The organism is Prosthecobacter sp. (genome assembly GCF_034366625.1).
Classification (GTDB): domain Bacteria; phylum Verrucomicrobiota; class Verrucomicrobiia; order Verrucomicrobiales; family Verrucomicrobiaceae; genus Prosthecobacter.
Genome location: NZ_JAXMIH010000015.1, coordinates 131,278 through 149,930, shown reverse-complemented (window position 1 = coordinate 149,930; position 18,653 = coordinate 131,278). Strand labels below are relative to the sequence as shown.

Sequence of the window (18,653 nt, the reverse complement as noted above, 5' to 3'; positions counted from 1 at the left end):
CGAGCATCCATTGTGAAGCAAGAGAGTGCCCGCCCAAGAATAAGCTTGAAGGCAAAGTCTGCGAACTGGTATGATGCCAGCAAGTATGAACATCGCCCATTTCATCTTCACGCTGCTTTCCACAGGCATCGTTTCCCTGGCAGGAACCGAGCAACCTTCCGTCAGTGTTTATCAACTGATCAAACCCGATCCAGACAACCTGCATTTCGCCGGGCCAGAACTTGCCCTCAAGATATCAAATCCCACCGATCGGACCTTCTTCGTGCTTGGCAGCTCCATCACTGACATTCCTCACGTCATTGAAACTAAGAAGAATGGAAAATGGGTGCTGTCCCCGCCGACGAGATGCGGAACAGGAATGGAACTCCGAAGGTTCCTTGCTGACTCGTACATCATCTTTGATGTGTGGGATGCTCCAGTGCATGAAGAAGACGTAACGTTTCGTGTGCGGGTATATCTCTACACAGAATCCAACATCTGGAATGTGTACACGGATCCCGCCAAGAAACCCTATATAGAGATTCTTTCCCAGGAGTTCTCATCCAATGACTTCCAGTGGAAGCCAACGAAAACCAGCCCCGAGGAAGAAGCCGCACGTGCAGCCATCAAAAAGGAGGCCGCTCGCACAAAAGCCAACCCATACACACAACCATCTCTTCCGATGCCACCCGCAGCAGCGCAAATGTCTGCTGATCCATTTGGCAAGCAAGAAGCCAAATAGAAATCCTGGTCACACATCACACACCATCGCGGCATGCCGTAACGCGAGGACGGGATCGTCCCAGGTGGGGATGAATTCGTGGGCGACGAAGTCGTGGTAGCCGATTTCGAGGAGGGCCTGCATGACGGCGGGGTAGTTGATCTCCTGGTGCTCGTCGAGCTCGCAGCGGCCGGGATTGCCGGCGGTGTGGATGTGACCGATGTAGTCCTTGTGAATGCGCAGGCGGCGGACGATGTCGCCGTTCATGATGCTGACGTGGTAGATGTCGAACAGGAGCTTGAAGTTGGGGCTGCCGATCTGCTTGATGAGATCGACGCAGAAGTCCACGTCGTCGCCGAAGTAGCCGGGGTGGCCTTTCATCGGGTGGGAGCTGTCGCGTGAGTTCAGGTGTTCGAGGACGAGCGTGATGCCTTTTTTCTCCGCCAAGGGCAGCACCTGCTTCCAGACATCGAGGCAGTCTTTGATGGCCTTGTCACGATCCATGCCGTCGAATTTCATGCCGGTGAAGGTGATGACCTTCTTGCAGCCGACATCGGCGGCGACGTTGATGGACTCTGTGAGGGATTTGGTGACCTCCTCGCGGAATTGCGGGTTGCAGGGGCCTTTGGCGAAGCCGTGGGAGCTTACCAGGGAGATGTCGAGACCCATGGCTTTCACCTCGGGGTAATATTTGCGGTCGATGCCTTCCATCCCGGCGAGACCGATGTCTTTCGAATGTTTGGCGAGGACGAGCATGTCCATCGGCTTGAAGCACCAGCCCATGAGGGTGTGCCTGATGCCTTTGTTTTTGATGACGTAGGCAGGATCAGCGGCGGCTTTGGCGATGGTTTGGGCGCTGAGGCGGGAAGCTGCCGTGGCGGCGAGCGCGGTGGTGAGGAAGTGGCGGCGGTTCATGGGAAGAAAGGTTAGAGGTTATGAGTTAGAGGGCAGAGATGGGAGTCAAACGGTGCCGATGTCACTTTCCTATGCAGAAGGTGGAGAAGATGACATCAAGGATGCGTTCGACATCGATTTGGCCAATGACATCGCCGATGGCCTGGAGGGCTTCGCGGATTTCGAGGGCGATGAATTCGGGGGCTTCGCCGCGTTCGAGGGCGGTCTTGGCGGCAAGGAGGCGCTCGGCGGCACGCTCAAAGGCGGCTTTGTGACGGGCGTTGATGGCGATGGGGTGATCGGCGGCGAGCGGTCCGGCATGGGCGATGACTTCGCGAATGGTATCGCGCAGTTGTTCGATGCCAGTGCCGGTGAGGCAGGAGAGCGGGATGGCTTTGACACCTCCAGAACCGCCTAAAGGCGGGACTACAGTGCTCCAATCCGCATGGATGCCGAGATCGGCTTTGTTGAGGATGAGGATGCGGCGGTTGGCGATGGAATCGGGCAGTGTGAGGCGCTGAACGGTGGCCGCAGGCTGGCTGGCATCGACGACTTCGATGACGAGATCGGCGCGGTCGAGTTCGCGCTCGGTGCGCTGGATGCCGTGGCGTTCGATGTCGTCGCCGGCCTCGCGCAGACCGGCGGTATCAACGAGACGCAGCGGGATGCCATGCACCTGGATGATTTCCTCAATGGTGTCGCGCGTGGTACCGGCGGTGGGGCTGACAATGGCACGCTCGAAGCCGAGGAGGACATTGAGCAGGCTGCTTTTGCCGACATTCGGCGCACCAGAGATGACGGTGCGGGCACCGTGGCGTAGGATGCGGCCCTGCTCGGAGGTGGCGATGAGTTTTTGCGCGCGTTCGAGCACGGCGTCGATGCGCTGCATCAAGGCGCTGCCGGTTTCGGGCGAGATGTCCTCATCCGGGAAGTCGATGAAGGCTTCGATGTGGGCGAGCACGGGGATGATCTCCTGCTGCATGGCAGCAGCTTCGCGACCGATGGCACCGCCGAGCTGTTCGTTCGCGGCACGGAGCGCGAGGGTGCTTTGCGCATGGATCAGATCCATGACGGCCTCGGCCTGCGTGAGGTCCATTTTGCCGTTGAGGAAGGCCCGCTGGGTGAATTCGCCGGGCTCGGCGGCACGCGCGCCACAGGCGAGGAGGCGATCCAACACACGCTGCGTGACGAGAACGCCGCCGTGGCCGTGGAATTCGATGACGTCCTCGCCGGTATAGCTGGCGGGTGATTTGAAATGGAGCAGCAGGCCGTGATCGAGTGAGTTTCCGGCAGCATCGACGACCTGAACGAGGTGCGCCTGCCGTGGCGTGAGTTTGGACGGAAGTTTGAAGGTCTGGGCGGCGATTGTGAGTGCTTGAGGGCCAGAAACGCGCACGACGCTGATAGCAGCCTCGCCCATGGCGGTGGAGATGGCGGCGATAGTGTCGTGAAGCATCGGCGATGGTGAAAGCGGCGGAATGAAAGTTCAAGAAGCGATCTGGAAAGATGCAACCGACGAGTTCTTCCGCGCTGAAGTGTTGAACGTTGATTTTGCAACGTCTATGCTCCGCAGCTATCCAACCTGACCAACCGCCGCGCATGATTGATCCAGCACCCGAAGACATCTACATGGGGCCTTGGGCTCCACGCAATGTCCCGTGGGTGGAAATGGCCTGTTATTTCGGTGGTGCCATGCTGGTGGCCGCGCTGGGTACTTGGTGGATTTTGAAGCGCGGTGGCCGCATCGGTCTGGATGAGCCTGACACACGACGCAAACTGCACGAGAAGGCGATTCCAAGACTCGGCGGAGCGCCGATCTTCCTGGCAGTGGGTCTGGCGTCGCTGGTGGCAGGTTACATTGGCGGCTTGGGCTGGACCCGCTGGCTTCCAGTGGCCATCTGTAATGCGCTGATGTTCAGCGTGGGTTTTGTGGATGATTTGAAACCCTTGGGGGCCAAGGTGAAGCTGGTGGGTCAGATCGGCACGGCCTTGATCTTGTACGCGCTGGGCATTTCGATCGACATGCTGAGCAATCCGTTTGGCGAGGGCTCGGTGGCTCTGGGCTGGTGGAGTCTGCCGCTGACCTTGATCTGGCTGGTGAGCATTCCGAACATCGTCAATCTGATTGACGGCATGGACGGGCTGGCGGGAGGCTTCGGCTTGTTTTTGTGCCTGACGCTGGCCTTTCTCGGCTATTACGGCAGCCAGCCTGATGTGATGGTGGTGTCGCTGGCCATGGCAGGGGCACTGGCGGGCTTTTTGATCTTCAACCTTCCTCCCGCCAAGATTTTCCTGGGAGATGGCGGCGCGTATTTCATTGGCTTTTTCATCGCCTCTGTCTCGTTGTTCACCGCGAACAAAGGATCGGTCATCGGAGCTCTGCTGGTGATCATCATCGCCTTGGGAGTGCCGATTCTGGACACCCTGTTCGCGATCATCCGCCGAGGCATTCGAGGTGTTTCGATTTTCAATGCGGATGCCGAGCACATCCACCACCGGCTGATCTTGCTGGGCTACAGCAAGGGCCGGGCGCTCGCCGCGATGTATTCGGTCTGCCTGGCGCTGAGTCTTGTCGGATTGAGCATCTTGGTGACCAAAGGCATCGCTCTGCCGGTGGCGGGCTCGTTTCTGTTTCTGCTGGCCCTCGCGGCCGCACGCTACCTCGGTTATGTGCGAAGCTGGTCCAATTTTCGCACGCAAATCAGCGAGACGATGGAGCGCCGCAGACAGCGGGAGTTTTTCCGGGCTTACGGCCGCGTGCTGGATTTCGAGGTGGAGCGCTGCGAGAATCTGGAGAGCTTTGCCACATTGTTCCACCATGGGTTGGAACGCATGGGATTGAGCATGCGTGCCAGGGCGCGGAGCAGCCCCGAGATTTTAACGCTGGGTGAAGGACAGCAGTGCACCATCTACCACCCTCAAGATGACGCCGATCCCAGCGAGTGGCATCTCCGGCTTGATGTGCTGGTGCCTGCACTTGATCGGTGCCTGGACAAATGGCGGGCTCTGCCGCCCTGCATCGAACAGGAATCCCCTTCACCTTCCATTCCGCCCTCAGCCACGGCATGAAAAACGAGACCGATCAGCTTAACGACACACCGGAAAAACATCCGCTGCTCGCCGGTGATGAAGCCGGGGAGGAACAGCCGCAGCTTCTGGTGACTGACGCACCGGAAGAATCCACGGATGAAGATTCCGAAGATGAGGGCACAAGCAAACTGGAGCGCAGTTACGACCTGCCAGGCCCCGCATGGATGGGCTACATTTTTGCCGCACTTCCCATTTTTGCCTGTCTGTTCGGTACTGGTCGTGAAACCTGGTCCAAAGGCATCATCACGATCCTTCTGGCCGTATTGCTGATCTTTTTTGCCTCAAGGCGCAAACTTCCGCTGGTGGCCATGATTGGTCTGGCGGGTGCCATGCTCGCACCGCTGCTGTCGTTTTTACCAGTTGCGTGGCTGTTTGAGACGCCCGCCTGGCGCAAATTGCTGGAACTGGACTGGGAAATCGGACTCTCCAAAAACCTGACGCCCCAAGCCTCCGTCACATTGGAAGCATGGCTCTTCTTTTCTATCTGCTGTGTTTGGCTGGGATGGTGCCTGACACGCGGTTTTTCCGACCATCAACGGCGGGCGATGATCCATACGCTTACTTTCGGCGGCATCCTGCTGTGCGTGCTTTCCATCATGGAAGGAAGCAAGTTGATCAGCATTCCCTGGTGGCCGCGCAACCAAGTCGAATGGGGTCATGGATTCGGCCCGTTTGCCAACCGCAATCATATCAGCAGTCTCGCCGCGATGACCTCCGTGCTGTGCGCTGCGGCCGGCTATGATACCCACCGCCGTAAATCGCGTTTGTGGATTCTTTTCGTCCTCGGCATCCTTGCACCCATCACCTGCATCTTCATGAACAGTTCGCGCGCGGGACTGGTGCTGCTTTTCCTCGGCATGACAACCTGGTTTGGCACGATTGCCATGCGACGTGGCTTCTTTCAAAAACTGGCGGTCTCTTCTTCTCTGATCTTCATCATCGCCACGTTGCTGGTCATGTCCGGCGGCAATATTTCCAAACGACTTACGGAAGAGGGGCTTGCCAACTTTGCCTCAGGCCAAGGCCGTGGCGGCATTTTTGGCGAGTGTTTAAAAATGATTCTCGATTCTCCGTGGACCGGAAGCGGGATGGGCAATTTCGATTCCATCTTCCCCCAATTCGCCGAACTGCATGATCCGGTAAACCGGTACATCCATCCTGAGAGCGATCTGCTCTGGCTGCTGGCCGAAGGGGGGCTGCTGACCCTGCTTCCCGGCCTGCTGCTGCTGCTCTGGATTTTCTTGTCCACCGGCCCTTGGTTCGGCAAGAAAAAGAAACGCAAGTCCGGCATGCAGGACCGTCGCCTGCGCAACGCCGCCGCCATCGTGTTTGGTCTCGGCGTCATCCACGGTCTGGGCGACGTACCCAATCATGGCCTGGCCTACGCCCTGTTCATGGCCTTGCTGGCAGGGATCGCGATTCGGCCACGGAGACTGCCGCAGGCCGCTGAACCGTCCCAACGCATCGCCTTTCGTCTCTGCGGACTGGCCGCACTCGCCCTCGGTGCTGCATGGACGGCCGTTTCCCTGGGACATCCCGCTCTCCCCGGTGCGAGTGCTGCAGAAGCACTCCGCGCCCGGGCCGTCACACTTGTCGGTTCTGGCTCTCCTTCGGACGCTCTGCCTCTCATGAATCAGGCGATTCACATGAAGCCGATGGATTTCCGCTTCTATTTTGAGCGTGCGCGCATTCGCTTGATGCTTGGCCAGCCAGCCAATGACGCTTTGACCGATTTCTCCCGCTCACGCATGTTGGAGCCCCATTACGCCCGCTACTGCTACTTCGAGGGGGTCATCTGGCTCGATTACAATCCATCCTTCGCCTTGATCGCCTGGCGGGATGTGTTGCGCCGATGGCCAGGCTACAACTACTGGGCCATGCTTCAGCATGCCAGACAGCATCCCGAATTGCTCGAACCACTCTGGAGTCTGGCCACCACGGCCAATCTCAAAATGGAATACCTGTATCAGGTTACCTCGCGTGAGGAATTTGACACGTGCCTCCGCAGCCTGCTGACCCAGCAGCCAGAACTCGAGGGGCTGGAACCTGCTCAACGTGAAAGGCTTTTTGGCATCTGGTACCAACATGGCGACCAGAACGCACTGGTTTCCGCGCTCGAAACCAATCGCAAGTGGCGGGACGATGGCTGGCGATTGCTGGCCGAGCACTACGCGCGTAATTCCGACTTCCAGCGAGCATGCCAGACCGTGGTCCCTTATCTGCCCTCTGTCATTCGCACCGCCCCGGGAACCAGTTCCGACATCCCTGCGCTGGAGCGTGCCCTGCTTTACAACCCGACCGATGCCAGGCGTGGCATCGACCTGTTCCAAGCGCAGAAAAACCAGGGCGACATTGAGGGTGCCCTGCGCACGCTGGAAAAGGTGGCCACCATCCCAAACGCCCCGCCGTATGTCCGCCAGGAAATCGCCTCGCTCTATGTCATGAAGCAGGATTTCCGACGTGCTTGGGAGCACTTGCGGGAAGCGATGCAGAAGCGCTGAGCACTCAGAAAAGCTGCGGATCGGCAGGGTATTCTCTTTTTTGAGAATCTTGGATTGACGCAATCCTGAGAGACGTTTAGCTTATTTAACAATCAACCGTGCCTCTCATTTAACGAAATCAATATGGCTAAACTAGTAATCATAGACGACGAAGCTGCCATCCTCGAACTCATGACCAAGCTCTGCAAAGCGGCTGGTCATCAGGTGTTTGGCTGCACCACCGGCATCGACGGTATCGCTGCCATCCGTTCCCACCAGCCTGATCTGGTCATCGTGGATCTGCGCATCGGCGATGTGAATGGTCTCGACCTTGTCAGCATGTGCCGGGATCAGTTCCCCAACACCGCCGTCATCATGGTCACCGGACACGGCAGCGTTGAAACCGCTGTTGAAGCCATGCGGCTCGGAGCTTTCGATTACCTCACCAAGCCCTTCGATCTCGGCGATCTCATCAAAACCGTGAATCAGGCGCTTCAGCGCAATGGCAACGCCGCCACTGCCCCCACTGCCGCTCCCAGCGCGATTTTGCGATCCGCCTCAGCCTCAAAACTCATCGGCCACAGCGACGCTCTGCAACGCATCTTTGACATCGTCCGTCGCGTCGCCAACAACGACAGCCCCGTGCTCCTCGAAGGCGAGTTCGGCGTGGGCAAGCACATGGTCGCCCGCGCCTTGCACGAGGCCAGCCGCCGCAGCAATGCCCCCTTCAAGGAACTGCAATGCAGCGCCATGCCGGAAGACGCCCTCGAAACCGAACTTTTCGGCCAGACCGCCATCTTCAACCGTGTCGCCGGCGGCACCATCCACCTCGCCGAGGTGAATCAGCTCCCCGCACGCATCCAGGCCCAGTTGAACACCTTCCTCGACGAAGCGCAGTCCCGCAAAGGCTGGGGCAATGGCACCGGCGGCTCCGACTTCCGCCTCGTCGTCTCCAGCACCGTGTCTCTTGAAGACTCCGTGAAGGCGGGCAAATTCCGCGAAGACCTCTACTACAAGCTCTCCGTCGTCCCGCTGAAGATCCCCCCGCTGCGCGAACGCCGCGAGGATGTGAAGCCCTTGGTCGAGCATTTCCTCAAAGAACTGGCTGACCGCACCGACTCCAAGCCCAAGATCATCGATGCCAACGCCATCGAGTTCCTCGAGAAGTACAACTGGCCCGGCAACGTCTCCGAGTTACGCAATGCCATCGAGCGCGCCTGCGCCTTTGCCGAACACGATCGCGTGCGCCCCTCCGACCTGCCCACCAAGGTCACCCAGCAGATCGAGGTGCCCACCCCTTCGGTCCACGAAGGCATCACCAAGCTCCCCATCGGCTCCACGCTCGACGACTTCATCAAGGGCCAGGAACGCGTCTTCATCCAGGAAACGCTCAAGTACAACAGCGGTTCCCGCGAGAAGACCGCCAGCATGCTCGGCGTCTCCATCGCCACGCTCTACCGCAAGATGGGCCTCAACGTGGAGCGCAAGACCACGACGTAGTCCTTCTTCATTCGGGAATTCGTGATTCGTCATTTTCACGGCAGTTGCGCGGCTCCCCACCCGCGCCCAAACTGTCGTGAACCTCCCTTCACGCGCTTTGCCATCTCCCCCAGCCACCATCCTCTACTGCCGCTGCGCCTACGCCCAAGTCGTGCCCACCGGCGTCAAAAACGACGTCCTCCAGCAGCTCTGCGCCTCCGAGGCCAGCTTTGAAACCGTCTCCGACCTCTGCGAGATGGCCGCCCATCGCGATCCGCGCCTCCAGGCCATCGCCTCCTGCGGCAAACTCCGCATCGCCGCCTGTTACCCTCGCGCCGTGAAAGGTCTCTTCCAGCAAGCCGGATCCCCCCTCCCCGACGACACCGAGATCCTCAACATGCGCACCCAAACCGCGCAAGAAATCACCGCCGCGCTGCTCAAAGCAGAAAGTTGAAAGCAGAAATCCGAAATCTGCCCGTTTCACCTTTTCAGCTTTCTACTTTCAGCTTTCCCCCCTCATGATCACCCACACCCACCGCCCCCTCCGCGTCGTCCTCTACGAAGGCAACGGCAGCATCGCGCTCCCTGCGGAATCCCGTGCCAAGGTCATGATGGCCCTGCTCGACCAGGGTTACACCGTTACCCGCAGCGGCCAAGGAGCCAGCGCCATGCCGCACGACGACCGCAGCCTGCTCGTGCTCGGTTCCTTTGAAGGCAAAGCCCCCGCGCTCGAAGACGCCACCGGCCTCGTCAGCATCGACACCCGCGACATCACCGGCCTTGATCCCGATGCCATCGTCTCCCTCGTCGAAAAGACCCGCGGCGACAAGCCCATGAACGAACCCGGCAAATGGAAGCCCTGGTTCCCCGTCATCGACTACTCCCGCTGCACCAACTGCATGCAGTGCCTCAGCTTCTGCCTCTTCGATGTCTATGGCGTCAGCGAGGACAACAAGATCCAGGTGCAGAACAACGACAACTGCAAGACCAACTGCCCCGCCTGCTCCCGCGTCTGTCCCGAGGTCGCCATCATGTTCCCCAAGTATCAGGCGGGACCGATCAACGGCGATGAGATCAACGAATCCGAAGCCGGTCGCGAAAAGATCAAGGTGGACATCAGCAGCCTCCTCGGCGGCGACATCTACTCCGCCCTCAAAGACCGCAGCGCCGCCGCCAAATCCCGCTTCAGCAAAGAACGCAGCCCCGACAAGGCCCTCGACGAGCGCAAAAAATGCCTCACCAAGCTCGTCGGCGACGGTTTCATCCCCGCCGACGTCCTCGCCAGCCTCCCCAGCACCGAGGAGATTCTGAAGAAGGCCGTGATCGCCAAAGCCAAAGCCGCTGCGGCGCTCGCCGCGCAGTGATGGAACTCAAATAGGCTAAAGTCATGAGCTGGCGCGCAGGTAATCAACTCTTCTGGGACTTCTGGCCCAAGATTTAACCCGGATCATGCAATAGAAGAGAGGCAAAGAGGCGGAGCGCTTGTCAGACCAGGGGATTGACGTGTGTGGAAGAGTCACCGTGATGGTGAACCTGCCCATTGAATACTCTGACAAGCCGGTGACGCCCTTTGGCGGCATGGCGCTGATGAAACGCTTCGTGGATCAGACCGGCATCCGCGAGCAGCTGGCCACCCTGGATCTGCCTCAAGGCGGGTCGAATCGCGCGTATGATCCGGTGCATATCATCGAAAGCTTCTGGCTCGGCATCTGGACGGGAGCCAGCCGCTACATTCACTGCGACTGGTTGCGCCAGGATCAAACGCTTGCAGCGATTTTTGGCTACGAGAGTCTGCCGAGCCAGAGCACCTACAGCCGGTTTTTTGGCAAGTTCTCCCAGGCGCGCAACACCGCGGTGTTCCCGCCCTTGCAGAGGTGGTTCTTCGCGCAGATCAACGTGGGCGCGGTGACAGTGGATTTCGACAGCACGGTCATCACGCGCGAAGGCAGCCAGGAGGGCTCTGCCAAGGGCTACAACCCCAACCGCAAAGGGCGCAACTCGCACCACCCGCTCATGGCCTTCATCAGCCAGACACGGATGGTGGCCAACGCCTGGCTGCGCCCGGGCAATTGACTCACCCGCCGCCTCACGGCGGGTTCGCCCTTCGGGCAGCCTGCGGCTGTCTGTCTCAGCCCCGCCCCGGGGCTTCGGCTCGGCTGCGGGTTCCAACTGCGTGGAGTTCATGCGCGAGACCTTCGATGAGGCGATGGCAGGCATGAAGGTGGGCCTGGTGCGTGGCGACAGCGGCTTTTACACCGACGAAATCCTGAGCACACTGGAAGAGCGCAGCCTCAACTACATCATCGCCGCACGGGCCTACGCCAACCTCAAGCACGAGATCCACGGCATGAAGGACTGGGTGGAAGTCTGTCCCGGCATCGCAGTCAAAGAGTGGCGGCATCAGCCCGCCGATCCGAAGGCCAAAGCGCGTCGGCACATCGTGGTGCGCAAGCAGATCAGCCGCCGTCCGCAGGCCGGAGGTAAGCTGCTCTTTGATGACCTGCCCGACTACCGCTTCAGCCTGTATGTGACCAATCTCGACCTGCCGCTCGATCAGGTCTGGAACATCTACAACAGCCGCGCCGACTGCGAACCGAGCGCAGCGAGATAGACAGCCTGAAAGGCTGCCCGAAGGGCGAGGCGAAGCCGCAGTCAAAATCGGATCAAGGAGCTGAAGCAAGACTTCGGACTCGACGCCTTCTGCCTGCAAGACTTTTGGGCCACGGAAGCCTCCTTCCGCTTCATCATGGTGGCCTACAACCTGATGAGCCTGTTCCGACACTTTGGGCTCAACAGTCACAACCAAGCCACCTTGGCGACGCTGCGATCCTATTGCTTTGCAATAGGCGGCTGGGTCAACCAGCACGCCCGCAAACGGGTGCTCAAGCTCTCACTGCCCCGCAAAAGGCGTCCCTGGATGGACTCCATCTTCCGCCAAATCGAAGCCCGTCCACCTCCGTTCGCTTACTCTATTGCATAATCCGGGTTCAACAGGCCATCCCCGATCCCGATCATCGCGCCGAGTTCACCCGCGGACTGCTGACCTTGTTCCTGGAGAACGATGCCGATCCCGGCGATTTCCTCCACCGAGATGCCGAAATCGACCGCTTGATGAACGAAGTCGATCCTGAGCGCTGAGCTGCTCAAGAGAGATCACCCGATCCCCCCCAAGCTCACAAACACCAGCGTCGGCTTGCCGTCTTCTCTGGCCTGCGCCAAATCCACGCGGAATTCGAGCTGCCAGTCGTTGAGTTCCTCGGGATCGATCAGCACCTGGCACACACGCCATGTCTGGCCGTCCTCACTCGGTTCCACATAAGTGTGGCGACCGTTGCGGGCTTCGTTGTCGAGGCGGATGCGGTCGTGGTTGGCGTAGTAGTCGTCCAGCTCGGGGAGTTCGATCTTGCCATTCACGAGCTGCTGCATGTGGCGGAAGATCTCCGTTCGGATGAGTGCGGTGAACTCGCGCTTGTTGCGCGTGATGTCAGGCGCTTCGGCGGGCTTCTCCTCGACCTCATCGGGCTTGTAGTTCGGATCACGCAGCTTCTCCCATTCATCGAGCAGGCTCGAGTCCGTGCCTCTCAACACTCCCGCAATCCAAGACTCCATCTCCTGCACGGCCTCCGTCTTGAAGCTGTCCGGCACGGTCTGCGCCAGCACCTTGTGGACGCTGGAAAGATGCCGCAGCAGCACGCCTTCGGCGCGGTGCAGCTCGTAGTCGTTGATGTAGTCGGCGAAGGTGCGGAAGTTCTCGAACATCTCCCGCGCGATGCTTTTCGGGCGGATGTTTTCCTGACCGACCCACGGATGCGCCTCGCTGAAGGCGTTGAAGGTGTTGTAGATGAAGTCGCGGCACGGTTTCGGGTATTCCAGCTCCTCGAGCTTCGCGATGCGCTCCTCGAAGGGCACGCCTTCGTTCTTCATGGCCGCCATGGCCTCGTCCTTCACTTTGCTGAGCTGCCGACGCAGAATGACGTCAGGATTTTCGAGAATGGACTCACAAAGCGTCATCACATCCGCCGCATACGTCGCGGAGGTAGGATCGATTAGCACCAGCGTGTCGATGAGATACAGCGAGAGCGTGTAGTTCAGCGAAAAGTCATCCTGCAGCTCCACATTGAGCCGCAGTTTCGTGCCATCGGCTCCGCGTTGCGCGGTGGGGATGATCTCGACGATCTTTCGCTGCACCAGCGCGCGAAACAACTGCCACGCACGCTTTTCATGCTGCGTCTTCGCGTTCGCCGTTTCGTGCGAGTCAGCGATGAGCTGTCGCATCGCCGCGCAACTGTCTCCGGCACGACTGAGCACCTGGAGCAGCATGCCGTGCGTCACTTGGAAACGCGACACCAGCGGTTCCGGCGACGCGGCTTGCAGCTTTTTGAAGGTGTCCTCATTCCAGCCGACAAAACCCTCCGGCGGCTTCTTTTTGACCATCTTGCGCAGCTTCTTCACGTCGCCAGCGGCCTTGGTCTCCATCTTCGCGTTCTCGATGACGTGCTCCGGTGCCTGGCACACGACATAGCCCACGTCGTCGTAGCCGCGACGGCCTGCACGACCGGTGATCTGGTGAAAATCACGCGCCGTGAGCGTCGCCACCTTTTCGCCGCTGTATTTGCTCAATCGCGTGAGCAGCACCGTGCGGATCGGGACGTTCACGCCCACGCCGAGTGTGTCCGTGCCGCAGATGACCTTCAGCAGGCCGCGCTGTGCCAGCTTCTCCACCAGAACGCGATACTTCGGCAGCAAACCGGCATGATGAATGCCCACACCATGGCTGAGATACTTTTTCACTTCCTTGCCATACGGGCTGGTGAACTTCGCGCCGGCCATCAGCTCCTTGATCGAGGCCTTTTCAGCCGCCGAACAGAAATTCAGGCTCATCAAATCCTGCGCCGCCTGCGCGGCCTCGTTCTGCGTGAAGTGGACGAGATAGACCGGAGCCTTGTTTGCCTCCACCAGCTCCTTCAGCGTCACATCGACGCTCGTTTGCACATAACTGAACTCCAGCGGCACCGGACGCTCATACGACGCCACGATAGTCGTCTCTGCTTTCGTCAACTGAGTGAGTCCGTCTTTGAAGAAAGCCGATCCACCCATCGTGGCCGACATCAGCAGGAAGCGTGACTGGCTCATCGTCAGCAGCGGCACCTGCCAGGCCACGCCGCGTTCTTTGTCCGAGTAGTAGTGGAACTCGTCCATGATCACCTCGCGGAACGGAGCCTCCGCGCCATCCCGCAGGGCGTAGTTCGCCAAAATCTCCGCCGTGCAGCAAAGGATCGGTGCCTTGCGGTTCACCGTCGCATCGCCCGTGGCCATGCCGACGTTGTCGGGGCCGAAGTCGCGGCAGAGCACCAGGAACTTCTCATTCACCAGCGCCTTGATCGGGCAGGTGTACACGGATCGCCGACCCTTCGCCAGCGAGCGAAAATGCATCGCCGTCGCCACCAGCGACTTTCCCGATCCCGTGGGCGTGTTCAGGATCACGTTGCGATCATCGAACAGCTCCAAGATCGCCTCCTCCTGCGCCGGATACAGCTCCAGCTTCTTCTCCGCCACATAATCGAGAAACGCCGCCAGCAGCTCGTCATTGGAGCAGTCTTTGGAAGCGGGAAGTCGGCGCAGCAGCGGGTGGTCGGACATGGAGCGGTCATTCATCGCACAGCAATCCAGACGATCACATCGAGATTGTTTCTGTCTTCGGGCTTGGTCAAGGGGTCAAGCGGTCAAGGATCGAGCCTCATGTCACCTGTCTCCGCATTCTACTTTCAGTTTCCAGCTTTTCTCCCCCGTCTCCTCTTCTCTCTGCGCAATCCCTTGCCATCCCCTCCCCGCTCCGCTTTCATGGCCCGCGTTCACTCCGCTCCCACCCATGCCCGACGACTTCCGCTACGACGTCTTCCTCAGCCACAGCGCCAAGGACAAACCCATCGTCCGCGACATCGCCGAGCGGCTTAAGAAGGACGGTCTCAAGGTCTGGTTCGATGAATGGGAGATCAAACCCGGCGACAGCATCCCATCGAAGATTGATGCAGGATTGGAGTATTCTCGTGTGCTGGCCCTGTTCATGTCGGCCAACGCGTTTGGCTCGGACTGGGCAGCGTTGGAGAGTTACTCTCTCAGGTTCAGGGACCCTCTAAACAAAGACGGGCGATTCATTCCTGTGAAGCTCGACGATGCACCGATCAAAACCAGTCTGGCGCAGTTTCTTTACATCGATTGGTCCGGAAGAGACAACGATCATGCCTATTCACAGTTGCTCACTGCTTGCCGAGCCATCGGGAATACGGTGCGTGATGAGAAGGGGGCGGGAACGAGCACCACTGACAAGGGAAGTCGAATCCTCATCGATGAGGGCCACCAGCAAATTAAATGGGTTGGGTACCCCACCGCCGGGAAAGGCTACTCATCCGTCTTCAATAGCTTGAACGATGTCGTAGTTAAATCGACCACTGCCGGGACGTCTTTTTCAAGCAGTCTGCTGAACCAGAGTGATGTCCTGCTGATGCCAATGCCATTTGGAACCATCGTCAATCCCGATGAATATGAAGCCATCGCCCAGTGGGTTTATGCAGGTCATGGTTTGATGATCCTTGGCAATTATCTCATGGAGGGTCATCACCACACCAATTTCAATCACCTGGCCCGTATTTTCAGCCTCGAATTCTCCCAAGATTTAGTCATGCCGTGTGATCGAGAAGATTTTCGAAGCTGTGTCGGACAGGCCTTCGGCACTCGTCCTGAGTTGCAGACCTCATTCGAGGTCATCGCCAAGCCCGTTGACCATCCGCTTGTGACGGGAGTAAAGCGCCTTGCGCTCCAGTCTTCGTGTACGGTTCTTTCCAGGAGTGATGTGGACATAACAGCATTCAGCCAACAGTCCCTGAGCGTAATGAAAGCGGTTGGTCCAAAGGACGGAAGTGGCAAGATTCAACAAATTCAGGATTATGTGTTGGATAAGCGTGCTCCGGTTTGCTTTGCGGCAGGCACTTCACACGGAAGGGGCAGGGTTCTCGCAGTAGGTTCATGGAAAACCTTTTTGAACGAGTTCACCGAAAACCCAGCACTGGATAATGGCAGACTGTTCCAAAATGCCATCGCTTGGCTAACCCCCACCAAATAAGTCATGGCAGAAGAATTTACCCACGACGTCTTCCTCAGCCACAGCGCCAAGGACAAGTCCATCGTCCGCGACATCGCCGAGCGGCTCAAAAAAGACGGCGGCAAGGTCTGGTTCGATGAGTGGGTGCTCAAGCCCGGCGACAGCATCCCGGCGAAGATCGAGGAAGGGCTGGAGCGCTCCCGCGTGCTCGTGCTCTGCATGTCGGCGAATGCGTTCGGCTCGGACTGGGCGCAGTTGGAGTCCGGCACGTTCCGCTTTCGCGACCCGCTGAACAAGGAGCGCCGCTTCGAGCCTGTCAGAAAGTTTGTGTGAGGGTCAAACCTGAGAACGGGAAGACATGAGAAAGATCCAAAACAAAGGAGCAAGGTCGGGTGACGATCGTTGATAGCAGATGCTGGCTCTTTTCGCGGTGTCTCCACAGCAACGCCTCACGACCATCTTGACGCTCTTGACCTGCTTGAGGCCGTTCTTCCTACACCGCCAGCGTCTTATAGAGCGCCAGCGTCTTGCGTGCGATGGAACTCCAACTGAAGTGATCCACGGCACGCTTGCGACCGGCTTTGGCCATGCGCCCACGCAAAGAGGGGTCGGCCATGAGCTTGTTGATGCCTGCAGCGAGATCGCGGGCGAATTTTTCGGGATGCACGGCCTCGAAGGGGCTTTCGGTCTGCTGCTCGATGGGAACAAGGAAGCCGGTTTCGCCCTCGACGACGACCTCCTTGATGCCGCCGACGGCGGTGGCGACGACGGCGGTCTCGCAGGCCATGGCTTCGAGATTGATGATGCCGAAGGGTTCGTAAATGGACGGGCAGCAGAAGACATCGGCATGCGAGTACATGGCGATCTTTTCCGGCACAGGCAGCATGGACTGAATCCACACGATGCCGGGACGTTTCGCACTGGCGGCAGCCACAGCGGCCTCCATCTCCTCCCTGATCTCGATGGTGTCGGGCGCACCGGCGCATAGAACGACCTGAAAGCCGGGATCGAGGTGCTGGATGGCCCGCACGAGATGGACGATGCCTTTTTGACGCGTGATGCGGCCGACGAAGAGCACGTAGGGCTTGTCAGGATCGACCCCGTGCTTCTTCAAAACGTCCGGGGCTTCGATGCGACGGTATTCATCGAGGTCGATGCCGTTGTGGATGACGTGGATCTTGTGCGGATCGAGATCGAAGTGCTTGAGCAGGTCAATGCGTGTTTCTTCGGAGACGGCGATGATCGCATCGGCCATTTTGAGCGCGGTGTTCTCCAGCCAGACGGTGAAATCGTAGCCGTGGCCGAGCTGCTCACGCTTCCAGGGACGCAGTGGCTCCAGCGAGTGAACGGTGAGCACCATGGGCACGCCGTAGTTGAGTTTGGCGAGGACGCCACCGAAGTGCGCATACCAGGTGTGCAGGTGGACGAGGCTGGCATCGATGCCAGCGGTGTTGAAATCGAGGCAGCGCTGCAACGCGCCGAAGACGGATTTCAAATTGAGCGGGCAGTCCCAATTTTTCGTGTCGAGCCCGAAGCCCTTCACCTGGAGGTTTTCCGTGCTGCTGTTTTGATCACCAAAGCAGCGCACATCGACTTCAATCAGCTTCGCCAGCTCGCGGGAGAGGTATTCGACATGCACACCGGCACCGCCGTAGATGTGCGGCGGGTATTCGTTGGTCAGGAAAAGGGTTTTCATGGTTTGGGACGGCGTTCGCAGTTCATTTCTTCTGCGATTTCGACCATTCCTCAATAGCGGGGATGTCGAAGATGCGGAAGCGCTTTTTGATGCGCTGTTCGAGGGCAAGCTGGGCGTGCTTGGCGACATCAAGCGAGGGATCCTCTTTGATGGCCTTGGTGAGCTGCCCGTTGGTCTCCGGCAAGTTGCTGCCGAGAAGGAGGAAGCAGACACGCAAACGCACTTCCCATGTCTGCTTGTAGTCACCGAGCAGTTTGAGCAGGGCCTCGGGTTTCACATCGGCCTCGTCGCGAATGTTTTGATCCTTGAACAATTCAGTCACGGGCAGGCGGTAGCCGGGATCTTCACGCTGGAGAAGCTGGATGGAGCGCACGGCGCGCAGATACTCGGCCTGTGCGGCCTCGTGAAGATGCTTCGAGTCTGGATCGCGCAGGTATTCGACGATCACCTCGAGCGGCTTGCGCATGCCGGTGGCAATGGCTTCGTCGGCGTAGGCGGTGAGGCGGTTGCGCTCCTTGAGCTGGATGAATTCCTGCTGCGTCGGCGAGATGTCGGGCCTCATCTCGGCCATGCGCGCAACGCCCTGTTGATCCGAGGCGGCCGCTGCTGGCGCGGGCGCAAGCTTTGGGTTGTTCAGCACGGTGGAGATGCTTTCCAACGATTCACGCGTGTTCTGCTGCAAGAGAAGCTGCTCGCGCCGCATGACATCGACCTGCTTTTGTAGCGCGGCGATTTGCTCGTCGGCCTTGGCGAGGGCTTCTTTGACGGCGCTCGCTGTTTGATCAGGAGCGGAGGAGGCTGTTGTTTGGAGCTTGGGAGCAATCTCATGCTCGTAGAACCACCGGCCTGCATACAGCACCAGCAAACCGATGACGAGCGAGGTGCTGAGCGAAATCACCAGATGCCGGTAAGTAAGGTGCGAGCGCCGCAGATTCGGCACATGTGCCGCCGCATCCCGGAGCAAAGGCAGCTCATCTTTAAGGGTGCCGGTCGTTTCGGATTTCGTCCTTTCTGCCGCCTCCTTTTTCCCAACCAGCCCGGCTGGAGGATGTTCCCCGCCCTCGGACTGGGGGTGGCTGCAGCGCGCGAACAACAATGCCTCCTCCTCCTCGTCGTTGTCTTCGTCGGGAGCAGTGGGTGTGGAATGGGAAAAAAGATCGGACATGAATGCGAGGCGATGACGTTACTCGATGAAGGTTGCCAGAATCAACAAAC

16 protein-coding genes are annotated in these 18,653 nt (G+C 59.1%); 10 read left to right on the top strand and 6 right to left on the bottom strand.

The window, feature by feature from the left end:
* Positions 1 to 85 precede the first annotated feature (85 nt).
* The gene (locus tag U1A53_RS18055) at positions 86 to 721 is read left to right on the top strand and encodes a hypothetical protein (protein WP_322283133.1); all 636 of its coding nucleotides are present in this window, start codon (positions 86 to 88) and stop codon (positions 719 to 721) included.
* Between the two features lie 9 nt (positions 722 to 730).
* On the opposite strand, the gene U1A53_RS18050 is transcribed toward U1A53_RS18055, so the two are convergent.
* On the bottom strand, positions 731 to 1,615 hold the full coding sequence (locus U1A53_RS18050; RefSeq protein ID WP_322283132.1) for a TIM barrel protein: 885 nt from the start codon (positions 1,613 to 1,615) through the stop codon (positions 731 to 733).
* A 61-nt stretch (positions 1,616 to 1,676) separates the two neighbouring features.
* Positions 1,677 to 3,050: a tRNA uridine-5-carboxymethylaminomethyl(34) synthesis GTPase MnmE gene (gene mnmE, locus U1A53_RS18045; RefSeq protein WP_322283130.1), complete on the bottom strand. Its 1,374-nt coding sequence runs from the start codon at positions 3,048 to 3,050 to the stop codon at positions 1,677 to 1,679.
* Positions 3,051 to 3,193: 143 nt separating this feature from the next.
* Between mnmE and U1A53_RS18040 the strand changes: the two genes are divergently transcribed.
* The 7 genes from U1A53_RS18040 to U1A53_RS18010 all read left to right on the top strand — a co-directional run bounded on the left by U1A53_RS18040 (position 3,194) and on the right by U1A53_RS18010 (position 11,254).
* The gene (locus U1A53_RS18040; RefSeq protein ID WP_322283128.1) at positions 3,194 to 4,663 is read left to right on the top strand and encodes an MraY family glycosyltransferase; all 1,470 of its coding nucleotides are present in this window, start codon (positions 3,194 to 3,196) and stop codon (positions 4,661 to 4,663) included.
* The gene (locus tag U1A53_RS18035; RefSeq protein ID WP_322283126.1) at positions 4,660 to 7,185 is read left to right on the top strand and encodes an O-antigen ligase family protein; all 2,526 of its coding nucleotides are present in this window, start codon (positions 4,660 to 4,662) and stop codon (positions 7,183 to 7,185) included. The genes U1A53_RS18040 and U1A53_RS18035 overlap by 4 nt, the downstream gene beginning before the upstream one ends.
* 123 nt (positions 7,186 to 7,308) lie before the next feature.
* A complete protein-coding gene (locus U1A53_RS18030) occupies positions 7,309 to 8,664 on the top strand; it encodes a sigma-54 dependent transcriptional regulator (RefSeq protein WP_322283124.1) in 1,356 nt (451 codons plus the stop codon).
* Positions 8,665 to 8,740: 76 nt separating this feature from the next.
* On the top strand, positions 8,741 to 9,097 hold the full coding sequence (locus U1A53_RS18025) for a hypothetical protein (RefSeq protein ID WP_322283122.1): 357 nt from the start codon (positions 8,741 to 8,743) through the stop codon (positions 9,095 to 9,097).
* A 64-nt stretch (positions 9,098 to 9,161) separates the two neighbouring features.
* Positions 9,162 to 10,007, top strand: coding sequence for a ferredoxin family protein (locus U1A53_RS18020; RefSeq protein WP_322283120.1), 846 nt, complete (start codon positions 9,162 to 9,164; stop codon positions 10,005 to 10,007).
* A gap of 160 nt (positions 10,008 to 10,167) precedes the next feature.
* Positions 10,168 to 10,716 (top strand): transposase, encoded by a 549-nt coding sequence (locus tag U1A53_RS18015; protein WP_322283118.1) that lies wholly within the window; start codon positions 10,168 to 10,170, stop codon positions 10,714 to 10,716.
* A gap of 109 nt (positions 10,717 to 10,825) precedes the next feature.
* The gene (locus U1A53_RS18010) at positions 10,826 to 11,254 is read left to right on the top strand and encodes a transposase (RefSeq protein ID WP_322283116.1); all 429 of its coding nucleotides are present in this window, start codon (positions 10,826 to 10,828) and stop codon (positions 11,252 to 11,254) included.
* A 353-nt stretch (positions 11,255 to 11,607) separates the two neighbouring features.
* Here U1A53_RS18010 and U1A53_RS18005 read toward each other — a convergent pair whose 3' ends face one another.
* Together U1A53_RS18005 and U1A53_RS18000 are read right to left on the bottom strand one after the other, a co-directional pair.
* Positions 11,608 to 11,790, bottom strand: a complete 183-nt coding sequence (locus tag U1A53_RS18005) for a hypothetical protein (RefSeq protein ID WP_322283114.1) — start codon at positions 11,788 to 11,790, stop codon at positions 11,608 to 11,610.
* Between the two features lie 6 nt (positions 11,791 to 11,796).
* A complete protein-coding gene (locus U1A53_RS18000; protein WP_322283112.1) occupies positions 11,797 to 14,283 on the bottom strand; it encodes a DUF3516 domain-containing protein in 2,487 nt (828 codons plus the stop codon).
* Positions 14,284 to 14,512: 229 nt separating this feature from the next.
* On the opposite strand from U1A53_RS18000, the gene U1A53_RS17995 reads away from it, so the two are divergent.
* Together U1A53_RS17995 and U1A53_RS17990 are read left to right on the top strand one after the other, a co-directional pair.
* Complete coding sequence (locus U1A53_RS17995; protein WP_322283109.1) at positions 14,513 to 15,763, top strand: toll/interleukin-1 receptor domain-containing protein; 1,251 nt, start codon at positions 14,513 to 14,515, stop codon at positions 15,761 to 15,763.
* A gap of 3 nt (positions 15,764 to 15,766) precedes the next feature.
* On the top strand, positions 15,767 to 16,075 hold the full coding sequence (locus U1A53_RS17990; protein ID WP_322283108.1) for a toll/interleukin-1 receptor domain-containing protein: 309 nt from the start codon (positions 15,767 to 15,769) through the stop codon (positions 16,073 to 16,075).
* A gap of 160 nt (positions 16,076 to 16,235) precedes the next feature.
* Here U1A53_RS17990 and glgA read toward each other — a convergent pair whose 3' ends face one another.
* Both glgA and U1A53_RS17980 read right to left on the bottom strand, forming a co-directional pair.
* On the bottom strand, positions 16,236 to 17,438 hold the full coding sequence (glgA, locus tag U1A53_RS17985) for a glycogen synthase (RefSeq protein ID WP_322283106.1): 1,203 nt from the start codon (positions 17,436 to 17,438) through the stop codon (positions 16,236 to 16,238).
* A gap of 22 nt (positions 17,439 to 17,460) precedes the next feature.
* Positions 17,461 to 18,603, bottom strand: coding sequence for a hypothetical protein (locus U1A53_RS17980; protein ID WP_322283105.1), 1,143 nt, complete (start codon positions 18,601 to 18,603; stop codon positions 17,461 to 17,463).
* Between the last annotated feature and the right edge of the window lie 50 nt (positions 18,604 to 18,653).

What these genes read in the sequence shown, in the direction of transcription:
- mnmE (WP_322283130.1), bottom strand. Translation starts at nt 3,050, where the DNA reads ATGCTTCACGACACTATCGCCGCCATCTCCACCGCCATGGGCGAGGCT.
- U1A53_RS18020 (WP_322283120.1), top strand. Translation starts at nt 9,162, where the DNA reads ATGATCACCCACACCCACCGCCCCCTCCGCGTCGTCCTCTACGAAGGC.
- U1A53_RS18000 (WP_322283112.1), bottom strand. Translation starts at nt 14,283, where the DNA reads ATGTCCGACCACCCGCTGCTGCGCCGACTTCCCGCTTCCAAAGACTGC.
- U1A53_RS18015 (WP_322283118.1), top strand. Translation starts at nt 10,168, where the DNA reads ATGGTGAACCTGCCCATTGAATACTCTGACAAGCCGGTGACGCCCTTT.
- U1A53_RS18050 (WP_322283132.1), bottom strand. Translation starts at nt 1,615, where the DNA reads ATGAACCGCCGCCACTTCCTCACCACCGCGCTCGCCGCCACGGCAGCT.
- glgA (WP_322283106.1), bottom strand. Translation starts at nt 17,438, where the DNA reads ATGAAAACCCTTTTCCTGACCAACGAATACCCGCCGCACATCTACGGC.
- U1A53_RS18055 (WP_322283133.1), top strand. Translation starts at nt 86, where the DNA reads ATGAACATCGCCCATTTCATCTTCACGCTGCTTTCCACAGGCATCGTT.
- U1A53_RS18035 (WP_322283126.1), top strand. Translation starts at nt 4,660, where the DNA reads ATGAAAAACGAGACCGATCAGCTTAACGACACACCGGAAAAACATCCG.
- U1A53_RS17990 (WP_322283108.1), top strand. Translation starts at nt 15,767, where the DNA reads ATGGCAGAAGAATTTACCCACGACGTCTTCCTCAGCCACAGCGCCAAG.
- U1A53_RS17995 (WP_322283109.1), top strand. Translation starts at nt 14,513, where the DNA reads ATGCCCGACGACTTCCGCTACGACGTCTTCCTCAGCCACAGCGCCAAG.
- U1A53_RS18040 (WP_322283128.1), top strand. Translation starts at nt 3,194, where the DNA reads ATGATTGATCCAGCACCCGAAGACATCTACATGGGGCCTTGGGCTCCA.
- U1A53_RS17980 (WP_322283105.1), bottom strand. Translation starts at nt 18,603, where the DNA reads ATGTCCGATCTTTTTTCCCATTCCACACCCACTGCTCCCGACGAAGAC.
- U1A53_RS18010 (WP_322283116.1), top strand. Translation starts at nt 10,826, where the DNA reads ATGCGCGAGACCTTCGATGAGGCGATGGCAGGCATGAAGGTGGGCCTG.
- U1A53_RS18030 (WP_322283124.1), top strand. Translation starts at nt 7,309, where the DNA reads ATGGCTAAACTAGTAATCATAGACGACGAAGCTGCCATCCTCGAACTC.